General features: G+C 47.4%; 21 protein-coding genes, 1 tRNA gene, 2 rRNA genes and 1 other RNA gene. 10 read left to right on the top strand and 15 right to left on the bottom strand.

Annotated elements, in window-relative coordinates:
- Positions 1-24 precede the first annotated feature (24 nt).
- From moaC to dtd, 3 genes are all read left to right on the top strand, one after another.
- Positions 25-525 carry a cyclic pyranopterin monophosphate synthase gene (gene moaC / locus EL309_RS07065; protein ID WP_004284012.1) on the top strand — a complete coding sequence of 167 codons (501 nt, stop codon included), beginning with the start codon at positions 25-27 and terminating at the stop codon, positions 523-525.
- A gap of 6 nt (positions 526-531) precedes the next feature.
- Entirely contained in the window at positions 532-1,281 is a 750-nt protein-coding gene (locus tag EL309_RS07060) for a HesA/MoeB/ThiF family protein (protein ID WP_004284013.1), read from the top strand.
- A gap of 123 nt (positions 1,282-1,404) precedes the next feature.
- Positions 1,405-1,866, top strand: coding sequence for a D-aminoacyl-tRNA deacylase (gene dtd / locus EL309_RS07055; RefSeq protein WP_004284014.1), 462 nt, complete (start codon positions 1,405-1,407; stop codon positions 1,864-1,866).
- Between the two features lie 126 nt (positions 1,867-1,992).
- Here dtd and EL309_RS07050 read toward each other — a convergent pair whose 3' ends face one another.
- From EL309_RS07050 to EL309_RS07020, 7 genes are all read right to left on the bottom strand, one after another.
- Positions 1,993-2,238, bottom strand: a complete 246-nt coding sequence (locus tag EL309_RS07050) for a GlsB/YeaQ/YmgE family stress response membrane protein (RefSeq protein WP_004284015.1) — start codon at positions 2,236-2,238, stop codon at positions 1,993-1,995.
- A gap of 342 nt (positions 2,239-2,580) precedes the next feature.
- Positions 2,581-2,973, bottom strand: coding sequence for a 30S ribosomal protein S9 (gene rpsI, locus EL309_RS07045; RefSeq protein WP_004284017.1), 393 nt, complete (start codon positions 2,971-2,973; stop codon positions 2,581-2,583).
- A gap of 10 nt (positions 2,974-2,983) precedes the next feature.
- Complete coding sequence (rplM, locus tag EL309_RS07040) at positions 2,984-3,412, bottom strand: 50S ribosomal protein L13 (protein ID WP_004284018.1); 429 nt, start codon at positions 3,410-3,412, stop codon at positions 2,984-2,986.
- A gap of 172 nt (positions 3,413-3,584) precedes the next feature.
- A non-coding RNA gene (gene ssrS, locus EL309_RS07035) (6S RNA) lies at positions 3,585-3,767 on the bottom strand.
- Positions 3,768-3,786: 19 nt separating this feature from the next.
- The gene (locus EL309_RS07030; RefSeq protein ID WP_036494862.1) at positions 3,787-4,101 is read right to left on the bottom strand and encodes a cell division protein ZapA; all 315 of its coding nucleotides are present in this window, start codon (positions 4,099-4,101) and stop codon (positions 3,787-3,789) included.
- Entirely contained in the window at positions 4,098-4,430 is a 333-nt protein-coding gene (locus EL309_RS07025; RefSeq protein WP_004284021.1) for a hypothetical protein, read from the bottom strand. Before EL309_RS07025 ends, EL309_RS07030 begins: the two co-directional genes overlap by 4 nt.
- Before the next feature lie 120 nt (positions 4,431-4,550).
- The gene (locus EL309_RS07020; protein WP_036494920.1) at positions 4,551-5,540 is read right to left on the bottom strand and encodes an NAD(P)H-dependent glycerol-3-phosphate dehydrogenase; all 990 of its coding nucleotides are present in this window, start codon (positions 5,538-5,540) and stop codon (positions 4,551-4,553) included.
- 307 nt (positions 5,541-5,847) lie between these two features.
- Here EL309_RS07020 and EL309_RS07015 point away from each other — a divergent pair, with 307 nt between their 5' ends.
- Positions 5,848-7,005: a cytochrome-c peroxidase gene (locus tag EL309_RS07015; RefSeq protein WP_004284023.1), complete on the top strand. Its 1,158-nt coding sequence runs from the start codon at positions 5,848-5,850 to the stop codon at positions 7,003-7,005.
- A 139-nt stretch (positions 7,006-7,144) separates the two neighbouring features.
- Here the strand turns inward: EL309_RS07015 and EL309_RS07010 are convergent, their stop codons facing one another.
- Both EL309_RS07010 and EL309_RS07005 read right to left on the bottom strand, forming a co-directional pair.
- Positions 7,145-8,971 (bottom strand): lytic transglycosylase domain-containing protein, encoded by a 1,827-nt coding sequence (locus EL309_RS07010; RefSeq protein WP_004284024.1) that lies wholly within the window; start codon positions 8,969-8,971, stop codon positions 7,145-7,147.
- Positions 8,972-9,083: 112 nt separating this feature from the next.
- Entirely contained in the window at positions 9,084-10,541 is a 1,458-nt protein-coding gene (locus EL309_RS07005) for a TrkH family potassium uptake protein (RefSeq protein ID WP_004284026.1), read from the bottom strand.
- Positions 10,542-10,785: 244 nt separating this feature from the next.
- Here EL309_RS07005 and EL309_RS10795 point away from each other — a divergent pair, with 244 nt between their 5' ends.
- Positions 10,786-11,031 carry a hypothetical protein gene (locus EL309_RS10795; RefSeq protein WP_232014438.1) on the top strand — a complete coding sequence of 82 codons (246 nt, stop codon included), beginning with the start codon at positions 10,786-10,788 and terminating at the stop codon, positions 11,029-11,031.
- Between the two features lie 125 nt (positions 11,032-11,156).
- Here the strand turns inward: EL309_RS10795 and rpmA are convergent, their stop codons facing one another.
- Together rpmA and rplU are read right to left on the bottom strand one after the other, a co-directional pair.
- Positions 11,157-11,429, bottom strand: a complete 273-nt coding sequence (gene rpmA, locus EL309_RS06995; RefSeq protein ID WP_004284028.1) for a 50S ribosomal protein L27 — start codon at positions 11,427-11,429, stop codon at positions 11,157-11,159.
- Positions 11,430-11,460: 31 nt separating this feature from the next.
- Complete coding sequence (gene rplU, locus EL309_RS06990; protein WP_107727415.1) at positions 11,461-11,769, bottom strand: 50S ribosomal protein L21; 309 nt, start codon at positions 11,767-11,769, stop codon at positions 11,461-11,463.
- Positions 11,770-11,981: 212 nt separating this feature from the next.
- Here rplU and EL309_RS06985 point away from each other — a divergent pair, with 212 nt between their 5' ends.
- Positions 11,982-12,956: a polyprenyl synthetase family protein gene (locus EL309_RS06985; RefSeq protein WP_004284030.1), complete on the top strand. Its 975-nt coding sequence runs from the start codon at positions 11,982-11,984 to the stop codon at positions 12,954-12,956.
- Between the two features lie 5 nt (positions 12,957-12,961).
- Positions 12,962-13,036: transfer RNA gene (locus EL309_RS06980), tRNA-Arg, on the top strand.
- A 196-nt stretch (positions 13,037-13,232) separates the two neighbouring features.
- On the opposite strand, the gene glnA is transcribed toward EL309_RS06980, so the two are convergent.
- Complete coding sequence (gene glnA, locus EL309_RS06975; RefSeq protein ID WP_004284031.1) at positions 13,233-14,651, bottom strand: type I glutamate--ammonia ligase; 1,419 nt, start codon at positions 14,649-14,651, stop codon at positions 13,233-13,235.
- 422 nt (positions 14,652-15,073) lie between these two features.
- Between glnA and aroE the strand changes: the two genes are divergently transcribed.
- From aroE to EL309_RS06960, 3 genes are all read left to right on the top strand, one after another.
- Complete coding sequence (gene aroE, locus EL309_RS06970; protein ID WP_004284032.1) at positions 15,074-15,904, top strand: shikimate dehydrogenase; 831 nt, start codon at positions 15,074-15,076, stop codon at positions 15,902-15,904.
- Entirely contained in the window at positions 15,891-16,580 is a 690-nt protein-coding gene (gene mtgA, locus EL309_RS06965; protein ID WP_004284033.1) for a monofunctional biosynthetic peptidoglycan transglycosylase, read from the top strand. Before aroE ends, mtgA begins: the two co-directional genes overlap by 14 nt.
- A gap of 88 nt (positions 16,581-16,668) precedes the next feature.
- Positions 16,669-17,676, top strand: a complete 1,008-nt coding sequence (locus EL309_RS06960; protein WP_126382095.1) for an IS5 family transposase — start codon at positions 16,669-16,671, stop codon at positions 17,674-17,676.
- Positions 17,677-17,946: 270 nt separating this feature from the next.
- On the opposite strand, the gene EL309_RS06950 is transcribed toward EL309_RS06960, so the two are convergent.
- The 3 genes from EL309_RS06950 to EL309_RS06940 form a co-directional block, all read right to left on the bottom strand.
- A complete protein-coding gene (locus EL309_RS06950) occupies positions 17,947-18,252 on the bottom strand; it encodes a ComEA family DNA-binding protein (protein WP_064130790.1) in 306 nt (101 codons plus the stop codon).
- A 298-nt stretch (positions 18,253-18,550) separates the two neighbouring features.
- A 5S ribosomal RNA gene (gene rrf, locus EL309_RS06945) occupies positions 18,551-18,663 on the bottom strand.
- 128 nt (positions 18,664-18,791) lie between these two features.
- Positions 18,792-21,678 (bottom strand): 23S ribosomal RNA (locus EL309_RS06940).
- Between the last annotated feature and the right edge of the window lie 155 nt (positions 21,679-21,833).

The following is a 21,833-nucleotide window of genomic DNA, read 5'->3' as shown; positions in this document are numbered from 1 at the left end:
AAAACGCATTCTAGGAAATACGAGATGATTAACTTAACCCACCTCAGCGAAAACCACACCGAAACCATGGTTGACCCGAGCAACAAGCCTGAAGCCTCCGCAACCGCCAAGGCCTGCGGCTACATCAACATGAATAGTGATGCCATCAAACTGATTACGCAAAATAATCCACAAAAAACCGATGTGCTGGGCATCGCACGCATCGCAGCCATTCAAGGTGCAAAACAAACCGGCTTTCTGATTCCGCTGTGCCAACCGGCTCCGCTAAACCATATCAGAGTGGACTTTGAAAGCGATCTTTCTCTCAGCCGAATCAAAGCCACCGTAACCGCAACCGGCAACGCCAAACACAGCGTGGAAATGGATGCTTTAATGGGAGTCAACATCGCATTACTGACCATTTACGATTTACTGAAAGCCGTTGATAAAAACATGGCACTAACCCACATCCACCTGCAGGAAAAAACCAACAGTAAAAGTGAAAACTTCACCCTGACCGACAAATACGAAAACATCAATTACTAACCGATAATGGATGATTGTGATTTATTGCGTTACAGCCGGCACCTTCTTTTAGAAGAAATCGGCATAGAAGGTCAGGAGAAGTTACTGAACGCCTGTGTTTTAGTGATTGGCTGCGGAGGCTTAGGCGCCGCAGCGCTTCCCTACCTCGCCGCTTCCGGCATCAACCGCCTGATCATTGCCGATGATGATGTTATCGACAACACCAATCTGCAACGTCAAATTACCTTCACCGAAGCGGACTTGGGCCGTTCAAAAGCAATTGCCATGAGCGAGCGTCTTCAAGCCATCAACAGCAGGATTACAATCCGACCGATTAACGAAAGACTGCATAGAACCCAACTGGAAACGCTCATGCAGCAAGCTGATATTGTTTTGGATTGCAGCGACAATTACACAACACGCCAAGCCGTCAACCAAGCGGCAGTCAACACCCAAACGCCTTTGGTATCCGGCGCAGCAGTACGGTTTCAAGGCCAAATAAGCGTTTATAGAGCCGATTTACCCGACTCTCCCTGCTATACCTGCCTCTTTGAAGAAGGCGATGCAACCGACGGCAGCTGTGCCACATTCGGCATATTTTCCCCACTTGTCGGCATTATCGGAACCACCCAAGCTTCGGAAGCACTAAAAATACTCATCGGTATCGGTTCACCATCACATGGGAAACTGATTACCTACGATGCCCTGACCAACACATGGCAGCAATTTCCGTTTGAAAAAAATCCCCATTGCAATATATGCGCCACCAATAAATAGAAATGTTATTGCAAAGATTCAGAATGCCTAAATTTTCAGACTGCCTCTCTCCGCAAACCTAAAAACAATCCATTCCAATCAACCCAGATATTTAATTTTTGAGCTATTACCCCTTATCACATCATGCGCGCCGTTATTCAAAAAGTTACTAAAGCAAAAGTCGATATTATCGAAAACCAACAACGCTATACCAATGGGATAATCAATACCGGCTTCATGATATTGCTAGGTATATGTCATGAGGATACTGAAGCCGATGCAAAATACATCGCCGAAAAAATTGCCAATCTACGTATTTTCGAAGATGCGGAAGGCAAACTGAACCTCTCCATTAAAGATATTAACGGCTCTATACTCCTGGTATCACAGTTCACCTTATACGCAGACGCAAGAAACGGCAGACGACCGTCATTTTCCCAAGCCGCAAAACCGGAGCAAGCAAATACACTGTACGAATCGGTAGCGACACATTTACGCATTCATGGTTTAAACGTTGAAACAGGAAAGTTCCAAACCCATATGCAAATTGAACTATGTAACGACGGCCCGGTGACTCTACTGCTGGATTCTCAAAAAACCTTCTAAAGGAAACAGACAAAATACCCATAAGCTGTCAAACAATCCCGACTAACGCGAAATATTCCCCACCAGCCAAGCAAACAAGAGGCCGTCTGAAAATTCAGACGGCCTCTATTATTAAATCATTAAAAATTACTTTTTAATCACACGGGTATATACAGCCAAAATAATAATAGCGAATATAGTTGAAGCAATCCAACCGGCAGGCTCACCCACTTGATACCAACCCACAGACTGACCGACAAAACCAGCCAGTGCCGCACCGGCAATACCCAAAATCGTAGTCATAATAAAACCAAGATTGTCTTTACCCGGATGTAGGAATTTAGCCAATACACCAACAATAAAGCCAACCAAGATAGTAATCAACCATCCCATACGTTATCCTCTCAATAAATTCAATTATAAGTTATCGTCTATTTGTTCTATCTTGAAATGCCCATTCAAGAATGAATTAAATATTATACACAGTTACCCACTTCAGACAGAAATTCTTGCATTTATTTTCAATCAATTTCTTAACAATACAATCAATTCTACAAGATCAATAAAAAGCAGCCTTCCCAGCATGATAGGCAATTAAAAACACTCCGAAATACCAAAAAATGATAGACGCCAGAAGCCTCAAATTTTTACCTCAAACACCAATCGGACAAACATATCAAATAATAAAAGCCCTGTATCAAACAGGGCTTTTTTAACATATCGCCAAACAAAGTATTAACGTTTAGAGAATTGTTTCGCACGACGTGCTTTACGCAAACCGAATTTCTTACGCTCAACTTCACGAGCATCACGTGTAACAAAACCGGCAGCAGACAAAGCAGGTTTCAACGCAGCATCAAAATCGATCAATGCGCGGGTAATGCCGTGGCGGATAGCGCCTGATTGACCGGTTTCACCACCACCGACAACATTTACTTTAATGTCGAAAGATTCGGCATTTTCAGTCAAAACCAAAGGTTGACGAACAACCATGCGGCTGGTTTCGCGAGAGAAAAATTCATCAACGGGACGACCGTTTACAATAATCTGACCAGTACCTTTTTGCAAGAATACACGAGCTACTGAACTTTTGCGTCGGCCTGTACCGTAGTAATATTTACCGTTCATATCGTGTCCCTTAGATATCTAAAACTTTAGGTTGCTGAGCAGCATGACCGTGTTCTGAACCGGCATACACTTTCAGTTTCTTAATCATGGCATAACCCAAAGGACCTTTGGGCAACATACCTTTAACGGCTTTCTCCAAAGCGCGGCCCGGAAATTGCTCTTGCATTTCACGGAAAGTGCGCTCATAGATACCGCCTGGGAAACCTGAGTGACGGTAGTATTTCTTATCTTCCAACTTAGCACCGGTTACGCGCAATTTGTCTGCATTGATTACGATGATGTAATCGCCGGTATCAACGTGTGGAGTGTATTCAGGTTTGTGTTTGCCGCGCAGACGGTGTGCGATTTCAGCTGCAATACGACCCAAAACTTTATCTTCGGCATCGATTACAAACCATTCGCGCTTCACCTCATGCGGTTTAGCTGAAAAGGTTTTCATACGGAGTAATCCAAACAAATATATAGAAAGCTACCGATTTTAGAGATGATTTCCGCTTCTGTCAATCTAAATTAGATTACTGAAAATATTTGCAATTAATATCGCGAATATTCCAAAAAATCTGTCTCATTTAAGAAAATACCGCCTTTGTATAGAGGCGGTATATGAATAGAGAATCCCCACGTGTGCCGTTCAGGCTGAATCCGCTTGAACCTTGTGGACAAGGCGGTCACCTCGGACAATTTCGGGTGCATCTTACAGATTAAGACGCTCGCGCCCATTGCAACTCCCGGCAACCTAAAGCGAACTTATTGGTTCAAAGGAATATATGCCTTCGCGAACACCGCAGGGAAAAGAAGGGATGTTTATGCCAATTAATTATCGACTTGCGACAATGCTTGCTCACAAACATTTACTATGTCTATTATTTTACGCTCAAATTCTTTGCTTGCCAAATCATCTTTTAAGTTATTTACATGGCATGAATTCTTCAATAAATCATGCACAAGATTCAAGGCAGCGAGAATAATGATTTTCTCTGTTTCAATCACTTTACCGCTGTCTTGAATGATGCCGATTTTCTGGTTTAATAATTCCACAGCTTGCAGTAATGTGGCTTTTTCTTCAGACGGTGTACCGATCTCAAAAGTCCGATGCAATATATTAACGCTAACTCGTTCGTGGCTCATTGCTCAACCTTTTCCTGTTTTTCCGAAGCAGCTTCTCGATTATCCTGCCCATATTCCGGATGCTTTGCCAAGATTTGACGGTATCGGCTGTTTTCCAACAACAAATCGTCTATTTTATCTTGCAGATCGTTTTTCAGCTTACCGACTTGAACCAAAAGAGCATCGCTCAATTCATCTACGGCAGCTTGATGTTCCTGCTTTTGCTGCTCGTGTTCCAGCTTCAAATGGGTGATTTCTTCCTGCAGGCGCCGGTTTTCATTCAGCAGGGTTTGCATTTTTTCCACCAACTTGAGAACACAGGCTTCGAGCTTTTCGAGATTCTGCTTCATATTTTGAACGATTCTGTTTATACAATGATGTTTTGCAGCATAGATTGAAGCTATATGTATGTCAAATAAGGCCGTCTGAATTTCAGACGGCCTCTTTAACCAATTTAACTTTATATTGATTTATTCGAAACGGGCTTCACGCTCCATCAAACGCTCTACTACCTGCTGTGCCGTCAATTCTTTCCGTATCAACTGCAAAAGCGTATGGGTAATCGGCATATCGATTTGATATTTACAGGCTGCATTGAATACCTCTTCAATAGTGCTGACCCCTTCGGAAACGTGACCGATTTCTTTCAATACCTGGTGCAGCTCTTTACCTTCGGCCAAACCTAAGCCGACACGGCGGTTGCGGGATAATGCGCCCGTACAGGTCAAAATCAAATCACCGATTCCCGACAAGCCCATCAAAGTTTTCGGCTGCGCACCCATAGCAATCGCCAAACGGGTGATTTCCGCCAAACCACGCGTAACCAAAGCGGCTCTGGCATTCAAGCCGTAATTGAGGCCGTCTGAAAGGCCGGTGGCAATCGCCATCACATTTTTCACCGCTCCGCCGACCGCTACGCCGATAACATCATCACTGCCATACAAACGCATCACATTGGTATTCAGGCTGCCGACCAACTGCTCGATCCAGTCTTTATTCTCAGAAGCCAGTACCACCGCGCAAGGGCGTTGCTCGGCCAACTCTTGGGCAAAGCTCGGGCCGGACAATACGCCGATTTTATCGTTATCCGGCAAAACTTCCTTAATCACTTGGAAAGTCAGCAAGCCCGTATCTTGTTCAAATCCTTTGCAGGCAGTCAATACCGGCAGATGTCCGGCATTATTCTCAGCCAATAACTGTGCACTTTCACGCAAACCAGCCACCGAAGTTACAATCAACACCAGCTCTGCATTTTTCAGCGCATCCGCCAAATCCGTATGCACGATCAGATTGTCAGGCAAAGTAAAACCCGGCAGATAGCGGCGGTTTTCACGGTTTTCGGCCAGTTCTTGCATGTGCTGCGGATTTCTCGACCACAAAGCAATCTCATTGCCGTGCTTGGCAAAATGAACGGCCAAAGCCGTACCCCAAGCTCCTGCGCCCATCACAGTTATTTTCATAAAAACTCTCTCAATCAAAATTACTGCAAACTTTAAAACAATCACGTCAAAGGTGCAAGTTTCACCGGCGGATTCGCGGTCTTCGGCACACATCGCCCATTCATTATAAATATTTATCGCCATCATTCATATTGACAATCAAAAAATTGTTTTTGATATGGCGCAAATATAGGTTTCACCCCCCTGCTTATACTTAATGAAAATTACATAAATCAGATTCGGAACACTTTTTTATTTAGAACAATACTTTTCTCAACCTCAACTGTTCCGCTTCACTTTCTCGATGACAACCACCATAAAGGCTGACATGATGAAATTAAACACCGCTTACCGAATTTTAGCCGTTTCCACCCTATTGGCCTTAGCCGCCTGCGGAGACAAAGCGCCCGAACCCAAACCTGAAGCCAAAACGGCGGAGACCGCAGCCGCACAGGCAGAACAAGCCGCTCCAAGCGATGCCAATGTTTCCGAAGAAGACAAAGCACTGCTGAAACAAGCACAAGGCTTCTTCCAACCCTTGCCCGAACGCGCCGAAATCGATCCGGCCAAACCGATTACCGATGCCCAAATCAAACTGGGTCACCAATTATGGTACGAACCGCGTTTATCCCGCGGCAACACTGTCAGCTGTAACACCTGCCACAACTTAGCCACCGGCGGCGTAGACAATCTGCCGACCAGCCAAGGCCACAAAGGCAGCTTTGGCGCACGCAACTCTCCAACCGCCCTGAATGCCGCCTTATTGGGCAGCCAATTCTGGGACGGACGCGCCAAAGACGTTGAAGAACAAGCCGGCGGCCCGCTGTTGAACCCGGTTGAAATGGCACATACCGACCAAGCGGCAGTTGAGAAGAAAATCGCCCACATCCCCGAATACCAAGCGATGTTTAAAGAAGCCTTTGCCGAAAACGGCGGCGCGGTATCGTTTGACAACATCACTAAAGCCATCGGCGCATTCGAACGCACCCTGCTGACGCCGAGCCGTTGGGACGACTACCTGAAAGGCGATGTAAACGCTTTAACCGAAAAAGAACGCAAAGGCGTACGCGCGTTTATCAATAACGGCTGTATCGCCTGTCATAAAGGCGTTAACTTAGGTGGCGACTCTTTCCAAAAATTCGGTTTGGTAAAAGGACCGTATTGGAACTACATCGACAGCACCAAGCATGACGAAGGCCTCTTCGAAGTTACCAAAAACGAAGCCGACAAATACTTCTTCCGCGTTCCCGGCTTGAGAAACGTAGCCAAGACCTTCCCGTATTTCCACAACGGCAGCGTTTGGGAACTGGACAAAGCCATCAGCATTATGGGCGAAACCCAATTGGGTAAAACCATTCCGCAAGAAGAAGTCGACGACATGGTGGCCTTTATGAATGCGCTGACCGGCACCGTACCCGAAGCCGCACGCACCGTACCTGAATTGCCGCTGTCTCCGGCTGCGGAAACCCATCCCGACAATAACTAATTCATAAGTCTCCATAACTCAGGCAAACAGTTCGACTGTTTGCCTTTTTTTCAGACGGCCTTTGTTTTTTCAGACGGCTCTATTAAAAAAAGCCGTCTGAAAATTGAAATTTTCAGACGGCCTTCCCGCTTTACTGCTGTCAGCGCGCGGGAACTGTGCCCATACGCTGTTTTAAAGATGTTTTGGGTTGGTTGAACAATGCGGCATAGTAAGTCGCGTTGGTCATCACTTTTTTCACATAGTCGCGTGTTTCATTGAACGGAATAGTCTCGGCGTAAATCGCGCCTTCCAAAGGATAGCTGCCCTGCCACTTGCGTGCGCGGCTCGGGCCGGCGTTATAGCCTGCCGTTGCTAACACTTCGTTATTCTGCAGGCGGCGTTTGGCGTCGGCCATATACCAGGTTCCCATGCGGATATTGCCGTCCATCGTATAAAGCTCGCTGCTGTTCATGCCGATTTTGTTGGCAATTTCGCGTGCGGTTGCGGGCATCACCTGCATCAAACCTTGTGCGCCGACGCTGGACTGTGCGCCCAGCATGAAGCGGCTTTCCTGTCTGATCAGGCCGTATACCCAGGCGGAATCGACGCCTGCTTGTGCGGCGTAACGCTGCGTGGTGTCTTTAAACGGTGATAAGTAGCGCAAGTTGAAGTTTAATTTGTGGTTGGTTCGCTCGGCGCTGTTGATGGCCATTTCGTAGAAGCCGTTGTCGAATGCCAGCTGTGCGGCAGCCAGCAATCGGTCTTCGTCTGCGCCGCGTGTGGCGTAACGCCATTCAGCTTGTGCCTGACGACGCATTTTCCAATCACCGTTGCTTTGGGAAACTTTGAATAGTGTTAATGCGCGTGCGATGGCGCCGTCTTTGGCCAAACGGTTGACGCTGTCTTTGGATGCGTTGCCGACGTTATTGCGTACGCTTACTTTTCGGCCTAATTCTTCGGAAGCCAAAACGGCGTAGAAGTTGCGGCCGGATTGTGCGGCTTTTTCATACAGCGGTTTGGCGGAAGACTGATCGCCTAAAGCGACATAACTTCTGGCCAACCAATATTGCCAAGTAGGGGTTTGGCGCAGTTTTTCCGGCATGGCGCGGATAATGCCGTTCAAATCCTGCCATGCCTGCAGGCGCAAAGCGGAACGGGCGTACCATTCGAACTGTTCGTCGCTTAATTGCGAACGGTCGGCGCGGTTGAAATAGCTCAAGGCCGTCGACATATTTTGATTTAGGGCTTGTGCATGCCCCAGTACGCCCCAAGCAAAACCGCTCTGCTGTCGGCTCAAGCTGCTTTCCATTGCGGATAGGCGTGCTGCGGATGCTGTGCTTTTTTTGGCGGTATTGCCGATGATGCCGGATAAGCCGTATTCGACGGCACCGCGCCCGCCTGCTTCAACGGGACTGCCTAAAGCGGCAGCCAGATTACGTGCGTCGGTCAGCTGGTTGTTGCTGACTAAGCCGCGAACCCTGCGCCAAGCATCTTCGGTATTCAGACGGCCTGATGAAGCGGCTGCCGCCAACAAAGTGTTACAACCTTCGGGTAGGCGGCCGAGTTCTTTCACCAATTCTGCGGCCAGACCGTGATTTTCCTGCAATCCGTATTCTGCATAACAAGCGGCTTCCCGGCTGCGGCTTTCTTTGTCCAATAATTTGTATTGTTGGCCAAACTGCGTCCACAGTCCGCGTTTTCCTAAACTTTTCAGCCATTCGTTACGTACGGCTTCGGCCATCGCGCTTTGTCCTGCTTGAGCCAAAAATTGGGCGGGGGCGATATCGTCATGGCGTTTGGCGGCTTCTAAGGCCGTCTGAAAAAAATTGTAGTCCGATAAAACTTTGCCGGGATGCTCGGCACTGCGCACAATCGGCGCAACCGTTACCCCTTTTTGCCCCGAATCGGCACGCTGAGGTTCGCTGGAACAGGCCGCCAGCAAGACGGCAGCCGGAACGGCAGCGGGAAATAGATGTTTGAAATTCATAGTCCGCTTCTTAGTAAGTAATCATTTTCATCAACAGCCGCCATTCTAAGCCATTTGCATCTTACCGCCCGTCATACCAACAAACATTTACATTTTTCAGACGGCCTCAAGACTATTTTTTCCAGTATGCCGGTGTAAACAGAATAAATACCGTAAAAATTTCCAACCGCCCCAGCAGCATGGTGCCGGTACACAGCCATTTTTGGAAATCATTCAATCCCGCATAGTTACCCGCCGGCCCCACCGCCCCCAAGCCCGGGCCGGCATTGGTGATACAGGCAATCACGGCTGTCAGCGCAGACACGAAGTCCAAGCCGGTTGCCATCATTAAAAATGTAAACAGCACAACGGTAAAAAAGTAGACGAAAATAAAGGCCAAAACCGTCAGCGCCATACGTTCGGGAATGCTGCGGCCGTTTACTTTAACCGTTCTCACCGCCTTCGGATGCAGAAGAAGCAGCATTTCCCGCAAACTGAATTTAAACAGCACAATCGCGCGCACGTTTTTAATACCGCCGCCAACCGAACCCGAACTGGCCAATACGTTGGCCAAGAAAAACATCCACAATGATGTCAAAAGCGGCCATTTGGCAAAGTCCGCATTCGCATAGCCGTTGGCCAAGCCGATCGACACGAAGTTAAAGCTCACAAATCGAAACGAATCATATAACGACGTGTAATACTGCTTGTGCCACAAATACAGACTTGCCGCGACGATACTTGCAAACAAAGTTACCAACATAATGCGGCACTCTTCGTCGCGCCAATAAGGTTTAACCGATCTGGCCTTCAACACGGTAAAATGGCTGGCAAAACTAATCGCGCCCAATATGGTGGCGATCATCAGCACCACTTCAACCGCCACAGAATTAAAATAGGCAATACTGTTATCGTGAGTGGAAAAACCGCCTAAAGAAAAGGCCGACATCGCATGGCAAACCGCATCAAACCAGCTCATACCCGCCCAATGCAGTGCCAAGCCGATTAATACGGTACAAATAAAATAAAACAGCCAAAGTTTTTTCGCCACTTGGGAAATACGCGGTGCCATTTTGCTGTCTTTATCGATACCGGGAATTTCCGCCTTAAACAGCTGCGTTCCCCCGATGCCCAACATCGGCAAAATCGCCACCGCCAAAACGATAATCCCCATACCGCCGAGCCAGTTCAACATATGACGCCAGAAATTAACCGACGGCGCCAAAGTGTCCAAACTGGTCATCACCGTCGCACCGGTTGTCGTCAAACCGGACATCGCCTCAAAAAAAGCATCGGTATAACTGATGTTGGGAAAATAAAGGTAAAACGGCATCGCCGCAATCGCCGCAAAACCAATCCACAGCATAAACACCAGCGTAAACCCGTCACGCGAGCGCAATTCACGGTTATATTTCCGAGTCAGCAGCCATACCAAACTGGACGAAGTAATCGTAATCAAAGCCGTTTGCCCGAATGCCGAAAAGGCATCATCCAGAAACAGATAAGAAACGAAAGTCGGCACAATAAGCATAAATGAAAACAATACGCCCAGTTTCGACAAAACATGAATAATGGGAATAACTTTATACATTTTAAGAAATCATTCTTAACCAAGTAATCTGACGATATTCAATCCAATCAAACCAATATCGGACTGCCGGCACAATCATACGATCACGGCAATCTAAATCAACCCCAATACCGAAACCGAGTTTCCTTGAGGCCGTCTGAAAATTTTATACTTTATCCATCAAAGCTTGTTTTCGACAATTGCAACGCCCCAGCTGAATCATATAACAACCCGGCTAAATCATATACGCCTGATTGGGCAAAGCATTTCAAATATCAATATTAAAAAACACTGCCTGAGACCTTTGCAAAACCCCCATCTGCGGCGCATTTCTGCGTTGTGCGCTGCTCGATCGTTTGCCTATCTATATGATATGTCTGCACTCGCTGTGCTGCTACGCCTTGAACTGCATCTACATCTGAGGGTTTTGCAAAGGTCTCTGCCTATTACAATCGGCTTGCTTTCCGCTGCAAACTTGATGCGCCAACCATCCCAAATTCAGATATGTTGAGCGCATATCCATAGGTTACCCTATCATTTCAAACAGACAACAAAAAGTAAAAAAATCAATCAATGTCTTACAAAAACAAAAACCCTGCAATGCAGGGTTTTCTTTGCTATAAGGATTAAGTCTTATTATTCGTCAGCACCGGTGTATGGACGAACGCTAACGGTTTTACGGTTCAAAGCACCTTTGGTTTTGAATTCAACATAACCGTCAACTTTAGCGAATAAAGTGTGGTCTTTACCCATACCTACATTTTCACCGGCGTGGAATTTGGTACCACGTTGACGAACAATGATAGAACCGGCAGGGATCAACTCGTTGCCATAGGCTTTCACACCCAAGCGTTTGGCTTCTGAATCGCGACCGTTCTTAGAGCTACCACCAGCTTTTTTGGTTGCCATGTTTAATACTCCTAAACTTTAATAATCTGAATTAAGCGATTGCCACGATTTCAATTTGGGTGAAATTTTGGCGATGGCCTTGACGTTTTTGGTAGTGCTTGCGGCGACGCATTTTGAAAATACGTACTTTCTCGCCACGACCATGAGCAACCACTTTAGCAGTTACTTTGGCCCCTTCAACCAAGGGGGCACCTACTTTTACAGATTCGCCGTCAGCAATCATCAAAACTTCGTTCAGTTCGATTTGGCTGTCGAGTTCGGCAGGTATCTGTTCTACTTTCAATTTTTGGCCAACGGTAACTTTGTATTGTTTACCGCCGGTTTTTACGACCGCGTACATACTCAACTCCATGAGAATTAATTTCTAAAATCCACGCACCATGCGCGAAGCGTGTAATTATATCCAAATCAAACATATATTGTCAAAAACTTTCCTCACGGGTTATAAGCATACATTTTTTCCTACCGCCTGCTGCAATAGCAAACCGACTGATGTTATAATTCCAAGATTCATTTCATTGATGTCTACTGTATTACCACCGAAAGATAATCATGCTGGAAAACCTGCCTTACTTTCAAAACCATCTTGAAGCCGACTTAGGCCGTGTCAATACGGTTATCAATCAGGCAGTCCAGTCCGAAGTCGCCTTGATTTCACAAATCGGCACTTATATCATCAGCGCCGGCGGCAAACGTCTGCGCCCGATCATCACTATATTAGCCGGCAAAGCCCTGGGATACGATCACGATAAATTGTATTCTCTGGCCGCCATGGTGGAGTTTATCCATACTTCCACCTTGTTGCATGACGATGTTGTCGATGAAAGCGAATTGAGACGCGGCCGGAAAACAGCCAATAATCTGTTTGGCAATGCGGCGGCCGTATTGGTAGGCGATTTTCTGTATACCCGCGCCTTTCAACTGATGGTGGGCTCCGGCAGTATGAAAGTTCTGGAAGTGATGGCCGATGCCACGAATATCATTGCCGAAGGCGAAGTCATGCAGTTAATGAATATCGGCAATGTCGATATTACAGAACAAGAATATCTGCAGGTCATCCAATATAAAACCGCCAAACTGTTTGAAGCAGCCGCGCAAGTGGGGGCAATCCTGGCAAGTGCGACACCCGAGCAAGAACAGGCCTTGAAAGATTACGGGATGTATGTCGGTACTGCTTTCCAAATTATCGACGATATTCTCGACTACTCCGGCAGCGTCGAACAAATCGGCAAAAATGTCGGCGATGATTTGGCTGAGGGCAAACCGACGCTTCCATTGATTTATTTGATGCGGCAAGGCAGCGAACAAGCTGCCGAAGATGTTCGCAACGCTCTGCAAAATGCAGATAAAAGCTACTTCCCTACTATCTACCGACATGTACAGCAATCCGCAGCGTTGGAATACTCAACCGGGCAAGCCCGCATAGCAGTGGAAAAAGCCATTGCCTGCTTGGATAATCTGCCTCAAAACGAAGTTACCGAAGCATTAAAAGCTCTGGCCGCCGAATCGCTTGCCCGTATTTCTTAACTTTTCTCGCCGTAGTTCAACGGATAGAACGTATGCCTCCTAAGCGTAAAATACAGGTTCGATTCCTGTCGGCGAGGCCACACAAGCCTTGATGTTTTTTTCAGTAATGAATAGTCATCATCAGGTAACCAAAAATCCACCCTGTTTCTATAACTTGGGTGGATTTTTATATCTGTGCAACACTCAATAAAACATACCCGTTTAAGCTTAAATTGACTTAAACGGGTATTCGAATTTTCAGACGGCCTAAATTTTAGACGGCCTAAAAGCAAGGAATTATAAAGAGTAATACATTTCAAATTCCAAAGGATGAGGTGCCATGCGGATACGTTTTACATCTTCTTCTTTCAAAGCAATATAACTGTCAATCCAATCTTTACTGAACACTCCGCCGCGGGTCAGGAACTCATAGTCAGATTTCAATGCTTCCAACGCTTCTTCCAAAGAGGCACAAACAGTAGGCACTAAGGCGTCTTCTTCAGGGGGCAAATCATACAGATTTTTATCGGCAGGATCACCCGGATGAATTTTATTTTGAATACCATCCAAACCTGCCATCAGCAAAGCGGCAAAACACAAATACGGGTTTGCCATCGGGTCAGGGAAACGCGCTTCGATACGGCGTGCTTTGCTGCTTTGAACAAACGGAATGCGGATTGACGCAGAACGGTTTTTCGCCGAATAAGCCAATTTGGTCGGTGCTTCAAAATGCGGCACCAAGCGTTTGTATGAGTTAGTAGAAGGATTGGTAATAGCATTCAAGGCTTTAGCATGCTTGATAATACCGCCGATATAATACAGAGCCATTTCAGACAAACCGGCATAACCGTCTCCGGAGAACATGTTTTGTCCGTCTTTCCAAATTGACTGATGCACATGCATACCCGAACCGTTATCACCCATCAGCGGTTTCGGCATAAATGTAGCTGTTTTACCGAAGTTATGGGCGACATTGTGAATAACGTATTTCATATCTTGCGTTTGATCTGCGCGACGCACCAAAGTATCAAAGCGCGTGCCGATTTCCATTTGGCCGGCTGTCGCCACTTCATGGTGATGCACTTCAACCGGCACACCGATGGCTTCTAAAATATTCACCATAGCAGAACGCAAGTCTTGACCTGAATCTACCGGCGCAACCGGGAAATAGCCTCCTTTTACAAAAGGGCGGTGTCCGGTATTTTGACCGTCATAAGATTTTCCGCTGGACCAAGCCGCTTCTTCCGAATGGATTTTGAAACGTGCACCGCTCATATCGGTTTCAAATTCGATACCGTCAAAAACAAAAAACTCGGGTTCAGGGCCGAAATAAGCAGTATCACCGATTCCAGTGGATTTCAAATAGGCTTCCGCCCGTTTTGCAATTGAACGCGGATCACGGTCATAGCCCTGACCATCGGCAGGATCAATGACATCACAAGTAATCACAACAGTTGCATCATCATAAAACGGATCTAAATATGCCGTTTCAGGATCAGGCCTCAACTGCATATCAGAAGCCTGAATACCTTTCCACCCTCCCATGGAAGAACCGTCAAAAGCCTGACCGTTTTCAAACCAATCTTCCGGATCTTCCAATACGATACGGGCAGGAACGGTAACGTGCTGCTGTTTGCCTTTCGTATCGGTAAAGCGCAAATCAACATAGCGTACTTCGTTTTCTTCAATCAGTTTGACTACATCTTTAACAGACATGGTAAAGCTCCTGGGGAAATAATAGAGGGTGGTTATGCTTGTTTATCCTGCATCCGCCACACAAACACAATAGCGGTTTACGGGGCATATTTTGCCATAAATCAGGGGGAAAAATATATCTTTGCTGAAAAATAAAATGCTTTTCAGAAGTTTCTAAAAAATCATACAAACATTCAATTTGATTATTTTTATATTTTTTATTTTTAAAATTAATTAACTATAACTGCAGCACGGCTCAAACCAAACCAAACAGCACATAAAATTGTTTACAATTTCCCCTGCTATCAATTCTTGAGGCCGTCTGAAAATTTCAGACGGCCTCAAGAAAGCACAGAACCCTGTAAAACCAACCATAAGGCCACAATAAAAATCAAACGGGTTTGCTATATAATGGCAGCAGTATTTACAATGGGTTACCCAAGATGAAAAAACATACTGTACCGAAATATGCTGTTTTCGGAAACCCGATTGCTCATAGCAAGTCCCCGCAAATCCACCAATATTTTGCCTGTCAAGAAGGTGTTTCAATCAAATATGAGCGGATTTTAGCTGAAGAAAATAATTTCACCTCTACCGTAGAACATTTTTTCAACGAAGGCGGCTGCGGAGCTAATGTTACCGTACCTTTTAAAACTGCTGCTTTTGATTGGGTTGACGAGCTTTCTGAGCGGGCCAAAGCAGCAGGCGCAGTCAACACTCTCATCAAATTGGAGAATGGACGTATTCGTGGAGACAATACCGACGGGGTCGGCTTGGTTAAAGACATTACCGAAGTTCTCAAAACAAGTATACAAGACAAAAAAATATTGATTTTAGGGGCAGGCGGTGCAGTTCGCGGCGTTATTCCGATTATTCAGAAACAAATGCCGGCCAGCATCACCATTGCGAACCGAACACCTGAAAAAGCAATAATCTTAGCCGAAACATTCAAAATTCAGACGGCCTTACTTGAGAAATTGCCACATAACCACTTCGACATCATTATTAATGGTACTTCCGGCGGCCTAAGCGGAGCAATACCGAATATACAACCGGAAGTCTTTACCGCCTGTGAGTTGGCATACGACATGGTATATGGCACTGCTGCAGAAAACTTCCTTAATTTTGCCCAAAACTCAGGAGCCCATTATATAGCCGACGGTTTGGGTATGCTTGTAGCACAAGCCGCCTTTGCCTATGAGTTATGGCGTGGTTTTAAACCTGATATTGCCACCGTGACAAAAATTATGAGAAAAGAATATGAAACTGTTTAAGTGGCTGATTATCTTACCTTTCGCCGCAGTTATTCTCTTCAACGCCTATGTTTACGGTAATATTCTGACTTATCGTGCTATCGCCCCAAACAAAACAGCTTTTATGAACATGCGCATGAAAGAATTCAGAAATGAAGGAAGATCTGTTGACTTTCATTATGATTGGATAACTTACAACAAAATCTCAACTAATCTAAAAAAAGCATTAATTGCTTCTGAAGACGCAAAATTTGCCGACCATAGCGGCTTTGATTGGAGCGGAATCAGAAATGCCATTAAACGGAACCAAAAAACTGGAAAAGTTAGAGCAGGCGGCTCTACTATCAGCCAACAATTAGCTAAAAACCTATTTCTAAACGATCAACGCAGCTATATTAGAAAACTGGAAGAAGCCGCAATTACTGCCATGATGGAAGCAACAACGGATAAAGACCGTATTTTTGCTTTATATTTAAACACCATCGAATGGGCTCCCGGCGTATTTGGCGCAGAAGCTGCGGCACAACATTTTTACCGAAAACCTGCTTCCAACCTGAGTAAACAACAGGCAGCAAACCTAGCCGCCCGTGTGCCACGCCCTCTATATTATGCAGCACATCCAAACGATAAAGTGCTACGTAACAAAACCCATATCATTCTAAAGCGAATGGCGACATCCACACTTCCTCCTCCCTAGCCTCCCCTCTCGTTCAGACGGCCTGAGACCTTTGCAAAATTCCCCACAATCCCCTAAATTCCCTCCCAAGACATTTAGGGGATTTTTCATGAGCACCTTCTTTCAGCAAACCGCACAAGCCATGATTGCCAAACACATCGACCGCTTTCCTCTACTGAAGCTGGAGCAGGTGATTGATTGGCAACCGATCGAGCATTACCTCAACCATCAAAGAACCCGTTACCTTCGAGACCACCGCGGCCGTCCAGCTTATCCCCTGCTGTCCATGTTCAAAGCCGTTTTACTCGGCCAATGGCACAGCCTTTCCGACCCCGAACTCGAATACAGCCTCATCACCCGCATCGATTTCCAACTCTTCTGCCGCTTTGACGACTTTTGCATTCCCGACCACAGCACCCTCTGCCGTTTCCGCAACTGGCTGGCGCAAGACAACACCTTGGCCGAACTACTGGATCTGATTAACCGCCAACTGACTGACAAGGGCTTAAAAGTAGAGAAAGCATCCGCCGCCATCGTTGATGCTACCATTATTCAGACGGCCGGCGGCAAACAGCGTCAGGCCATAGAAGTGGATGACGAAGGGCGGGTCAACAGCCAAACCACACCGAGTAAAGACAGCGATGCCCGTTGGGTAAAGAAAGACGGCCGATACAGACTGGGTTACAAACAACATACCCGTACCGATGCGGAAGGCTATATTGAGAAACTGCACATCACTGCCGCCAATGCCCATGAGTGCAAACACCTGCTGCCTTTGTTGGAAGGCCTAGCCAAAGGCACGACTGTCTATGCCGATAAAGGCTACGACAGTATGGAAAACCGGCAACATCTGGAAGAACATCAGTTGCGGGACGGCATCATGTGCAAATCCCACCGCAACCGGCCGTTGACGGAAGCGCAAACCAAACGTAACCGACACTTATCGAAAACCCGTTATGTGGTCGAACAAAGCTTTGGTACGCTGCACCGTAAATTCCGCCATGCCCGGGCAACTTATTTTGGTCTGAGCAAAGTGAGTGCGCAAAGCCATCTGAAGGCGATGTGTTTGAACCTGCTGAAAGCAGCCAACAGGCTACGTGCGCCTGTTGCCGTCTGAAAGGCAGCTCAGATACCCGATTATCGGGTATTTGAGGGGAATGAAGGGATATTTAGAACGGAAAACAGCCGAAATCCTGTGTTTGGTTTTCGGCTGTTGGGTAAAGGGGCTATTTTGCAAAGGTCTCGGCCTAACCTTTTTCAGACGGCCTAACCCTTTTCAGACGGCCCAACCCCATACAAACAAAGCCGCCCCCTAAGGACGGCTTCTCCGACAGATACGTACCAACCCGGTACGCCCCCGGACAGACTGCGCGAACCCTCCGTCCGCTTAAGGTTTTTTGCTTCCGTCTTTCTTCGCCAGCGGCTTCGCCTCCTTCTTCTTCACCCCCGCCACCGTCGCCTCATCCTTCAGACGGCCGTACACGCCTTCGCCTATCCCCTTCACCTTCTTCAAGTCCTCCACCGCTTTGAACGGACCGTTCGCACTGCGGTAGGCCACAATCGCCTCCGCCTTCGCCGGACCGATACCCGGCAGCGCCTTCAATTCCTCCGCCGTTGCGGTGTTGATGTTCACCGCCGCCAAGGACAGCGCCGACAGCAGCACTCCGGCCAAACCCAACAGATATCGTTTCATCGTCTTCCCCTTTCTTAAATCCGGTTGGCATCACGGTGCGCTTCCGGCATCGGTATGCAGAAACCGCACCTCAAGCCGTCTATCATAAAGAGATTCCGGTTCGGATTCAACCGTTTTATTCATTTCGGAAACTGTTACTCTAATTATCCAACACCGGACGGGGCTTCCGCCACGTTTTCACCACCTCACGGCCGTTTGCAGCACCCGCCCGCACGATAAGGACGGCACAGCACAGAAGAGAAGGTATGCAAATGAAGAAACCCCTGACGGCAAATGCAGTCAGGGGTTCGGAATGGGTGTCTGGCAGTGACCTACTTTCACATGGGTATCCACACTATCATCGGCGCTGAGTCGTTTCACGGTCCTGTTCGGGATGGGAAGGCGTGGGACCAACTCGCTATGGCCGCCAGACGTAAACTGTACAAATCGGTAAGCCGTCCGAATTACTTGAATTCAGAACCAACAATCAATATTCGGTAATGTTTGTATCGTATCCTGTCAGGATACAGTAAGCTTTCATCTGAAGTTCTTCAAATGATAGAGTCAAGCCTCACGAGCAATTAGTATCGGTTAGCTGCACGCATTACTGCGCTTCCACACCCGACCTATCAACGTCCTGGTCTCGAACGACTCTTTAGTGCGGTTAAACCGCAAGGGAAGTCTCATCTTCAGGCGAGTTTCGCGCTTAGATGCTTTCAGCGCTTATCTCTTCCGAACTTAGCTACCCGGCGATGCGACTGGCGTCACAACCGGTACACCAGAGGTTCGTCCACTCCGGTCCTCTCGTACTAGGAGCAGCCCCCGTCAAACTTCCAACGCCCACTGCAGATAGGGACCAAACTGTCTCACGACGTTTTAAACCCAGCTCACGTACCACTTTAAATGGCGAACAGCCATACCCTTGGGACCGACTACAGCCCCAGGATGTGATGAGCCGACATCGAGGTGCCAAACTCCGCCGTCGATATGAACTCTTGGGCGGAATCAGCCTGTTATCCCCGGAGTACCTTTTATCCGTTGAGCGATGGCCCTTCCATACAGAACCACCGGATCACTATGTCCTGCTTTCGCACCTGCTCGACTTGTCGGTCTCGCAGTTAAGCTACCTTTTGCCATTGCACTATCAGTCCGATTTCCGACCGGACCTAGGTAACCTTCGAACTCCTCCGTTACTCTTTGGGAGGAGACCGCCCCAGTCAAACTGCCTACCATGCACGGTCCCCGATCCGGATGACGGACCTGGGTTAGAACCTCAAAGACACCAGGGTGGTATTTCAAGGACGGCTCCACAGAAACTGGCGTCTCTGCTTCTAAGCCTCCCACCTATCCTACACAAGTGACTTCAAAGTCCAATGCAAAGCTACAGTAAAGGTTCACGGGGTCTTTCCGTCTAGCAGCGGGGAGATTGCATCTTCACAACCATTTCAACTTCGCTGAGTCTCGGGAGGAGACAGTGTGGCCATCGTTACGCCATTCGTGCGGGTCGGAACTTACCCGACAAGGAATTTCGCTACCTTAGGACCGTTATAGTTACGGCCGCCGTTTACTGGGGCTTCGATCCGATGCTTGCACATCTTCAATTAACCTTCCAGCACCGGGCAGGCGTCACACCCTATACGTCCACTTTCGTGTTAGCAGAGTGCTGTGTTTTTAATAAACAGTCGCAGCCACCGATTCTCTGCGACCCTCCAATGCTTACAGAGCAAGTCTTTCACATCGAAGGGCATACCTTCTCCCGAAGTTACGGTATCAATTTGCCGAGTTCCTTCTCCCGAGTTCTCTCAAGCGCCTTAGAATTCTCATCCTGCCCACCTGTGTCGGTTTGCGGTACGGTTCTGATTTAGCTGAAGCTTAGTGGCTTTTCCTGGAAGCGTGGTATCGGTTACTTCATGTCCGTAGACACTCGTCATCACTTCTCGGTGTTAAGAAGACCCGGATTTGCCTAAGTCTTCCACCTACCGGCTTAAACAAGCTATTCCAACAGCTTGCTAACCTAACCTTCTCCGTCCCCACATCGCACTAAATCAAAGTACGGGAATATTAACCCGTTTCCCATCGACTACGCATTTCTGCCTCGCCTTAGGGGCCGACTCACCCTACGCCGATGAACGTTGCGTAGGAAACCTTGGGCTTTCGGCGAGCGGGCTTTTCACCCGCTTTATCGCTACTCATGTCAACATTCGCACTTCTGATACCTCCAGCAACCTTCTCAAGTCACCTTCATCGGCCTACAGAACGCTCCCCTACCATGCACTAGGTGCATCCGCAGCTTCGGTTATAGATTTGAGCCCCGTTACATCTTCCGCGCAGGACGACTCGACCAGTGAGCTATTACGCTTTCTTTAAATGATGGCTGCTTCTAAGCCAACATCCTGGCTGTCTGGGCCTTCCCACTTCGTTTACCACTTAATCTATCATTTGGGACCTTAGCTGGCGGTCTGGGTTGTTTCCCTCTCGACAACGGACGTTAGCACCCGCTGTCTGTCTCCCATGATTGCACTTTCCGGTATTCTTAGTTTGCCATGGGTTGGTAAGTCGCAATGACCCCCTAGCCATAACAGTGCTTTACCCCCGGAAGTGATACATGAGGCACTACCTAAATAGTTTTCGGGGAGAACCAGCTATCTCCGAGTTTGTTTAGCCTTTCACCCCTATCCACAGCTCATCCCCGCATTTTGCAACATGCGTGGGTTCGGACCTCCAGTACCTGTTACGGCACCTTCATCCTGGCCATGGATAGATCACTCGGTTTCGGGTCTACACCCAGCAACTCAGCGCCCTATTAAGACTCGGTTTCCCTACGCCTCCCCTATCCGGTTAAGCTCGCTACTGAATGTAAGTCGTTGACCCATTATACAAAAGGTACGCAGTCACCCAATTAATAGGCTCCCACTGTTTGTATGCATCAGGTTTCAGGTTCTATTTCACTCCCCTCCCGGGGTTCTTTTCGCCTTTCCCTCACGGTACTGGTTCACTATCGGTCGATGATGAGTATTTAGCCTTGGAGGATGGTCCCCCCATCTTCGGACAGGATTCCACGTGTCCCGCCCTACTTTTCGTATACTTAGTACCACCAATTTGCTTTCGAATACGGGGCTGTCACCCACTATGGCCAAGCTTCCCAGCTTGTTCTTCTAGCATATCGGTTATTATATACAGGCTCCTCCGCGTTCGCTCGCCACTACTTACGGAATCTCGGTTGATTTCTTTTCCTCCGGGTACTTAGATGGTTCAGTTCTCCGGGTTCGCTTCGCTTATCCTATGTATTCAGATAAGGATACCGTACAGAATACGGTGGGTTTCCCCATTCGGACATCACCGGATCATAGCTTTATTGCCAGCTCCCCGATGCTTTTCGCAGGCTTACACGTCCTTCGTCGCCTATCATCGCCAAGGCATCCACCTGATGCACTTATTCACTTGACTCTATCATTTCAAGAACCTCTCTGACTTCGTTGTTTCGGCGTTGACTACCTACGCAACTTGAAGTCTCTACTTTGACAAAGCTTACTGCTTGTTGTGTACCGAACTGTGCCTTTTGTATTTCACAGTCCGGTCGATACAATCATCACCCAAATACT

The organism is Neisseria weaveri, assembly GCF_900638685.1.
Taxonomy (GTDB): Bacteria; Pseudomonadota; Gammaproteobacteria; order Burkholderiales; family Neisseriaceae; genus Neisseria; species Neisseria weaveri.
The sequence above is the reverse complement of the archived record's forward strand: the minus strand, read 5'-3'. Positions and strand labels throughout refer to the sequence as shown.

What these genes read in the sequence shown, in the direction of transcription:
- moaC (WP_004284012.1), top strand. Translation starts at nt 25, where the DNA reads ATGATTAACTTAACCCACCTCAGCGAAAACCACACCGAAACCATGGTT.
- EL309_RS07060 (WP_004284013.1), top strand. Translation starts at nt 532, where the DNA reads ATGGATGATTGTGATTTATTGCGTTACAGCCGGCACCTTCTTTTAGAA.
- dtd (WP_004284014.1), top strand. Translation starts at nt 1,405, where the DNA reads ATGCGCGCCGTTATTCAAAAAGTTACTAAAGCAAAAGTCGATATTATC.
- EL309_RS07050 (WP_004284015.1), bottom strand. Translation starts at nt 2,238, where the DNA reads ATGGGATGGTTGATTACTATCTTGGTTGGCTTTATTGTTGGTGTATTG.
- rpsI (WP_004284017.1), bottom strand. Translation starts at nt 2,973, where the DNA reads ATGAACGGTAAATATTACTACGGTACAGGCCGACGCAAAAGTTCAGTA.
- rplM (WP_004284018.1), bottom strand. Translation starts at nt 3,412, where the DNA reads ATGAAAACCTTTTCAGCTAAACCGCATGAGGTGAAGCGCGAATGGTTT.
- EL309_RS07030 (WP_036494862.1), bottom strand. Translation starts at nt 4,101, where the DNA reads ATGAGCCACGAACGAGTTAGCGTTAATATATTGCATCGGACTTTTGAG.
- EL309_RS07025 (WP_004284021.1), bottom strand. Translation starts at nt 4,430, where the DNA reads ATGAAGCAGAATCTCGAAAAGCTCGAAGCCTGTGTTCTCAAGTTGGTG.
- EL309_RS07020 (WP_036494920.1), bottom strand. Translation starts at nt 5,540, where the DNA reads ATGAAAATAACTGTGATGGGCGCAGGAGCTTGGGGTACGGCTTTGGCC.
- EL309_RS07015 (WP_004284023.1), top strand. Translation starts at nt 5,848, where the DNA reads ATGATGAAATTAAACACCGCTTACCGAATTTTAGCCGTTTCCACCCTA.
- EL309_RS07010 (WP_004284024.1), bottom strand. Translation starts at nt 8,971, where the DNA reads ATGAATTTCAAACATCTATTTCCCGCTGCCGTTCCGGCTGCCGTCTTG.
- EL309_RS07005 (WP_004284026.1), bottom strand. Translation starts at nt 10,541, where the DNA reads ATGTATAAAGTTATTCCCATTATTCATGTTTTGTCGAAACTGGGCGTA.
- rpmA (WP_004284028.1), bottom strand. Translation starts at nt 11,429, where the DNA reads ATGGCAACCAAAAAAGCTGGTGGTAGCTCTAAGAACGGTCGCGATTCA.
- rplU (WP_107727415.1), bottom strand. Translation starts at nt 11,769, where the DNA reads ATGTACGCGGTCGTAAAAACCGGCGGTAAACAATACAAAGTTACCGTT.
- EL309_RS06985 (WP_004284030.1), top strand. Translation starts at nt 11,982, where the DNA reads ATGCTGGAAAACCTGCCTTACTTTCAAAACCATCTTGAAGCCGACTTA.
- glnA (WP_004284031.1), bottom strand. Translation starts at nt 14,651, where the DNA reads ATGTCTGTTAAAGATGTAGTCAAACTGATTGAAGAAAACGAAGTACGC.
- aroE (WP_004284032.1), top strand. Translation starts at nt 15,074, where the DNA reads ATGAAAAAACATACTGTACCGAAATATGCTGTTTTCGGAAACCCGATT.
- mtgA (WP_004284033.1), top strand. Translation starts at nt 15,891, where the DNA reads ATGAAACTGTTTAAGTGGCTGATTATCTTACCTTTCGCCGCAGTTATT.
- EL309_RS06960 (WP_126382095.1), top strand. Translation starts at nt 16,669, where the DNA reads ATGAGCACCTTCTTTCAGCAAACCGCACAAGCCATGATTGCCAAACAC.
- EL309_RS06950 (WP_064130790.1), bottom strand. Translation starts at nt 18,252, where the DNA reads ATGAAACGATATCTGTTGGGTTTGGCCGGAGTGCTGCTGTCGGCGCTG.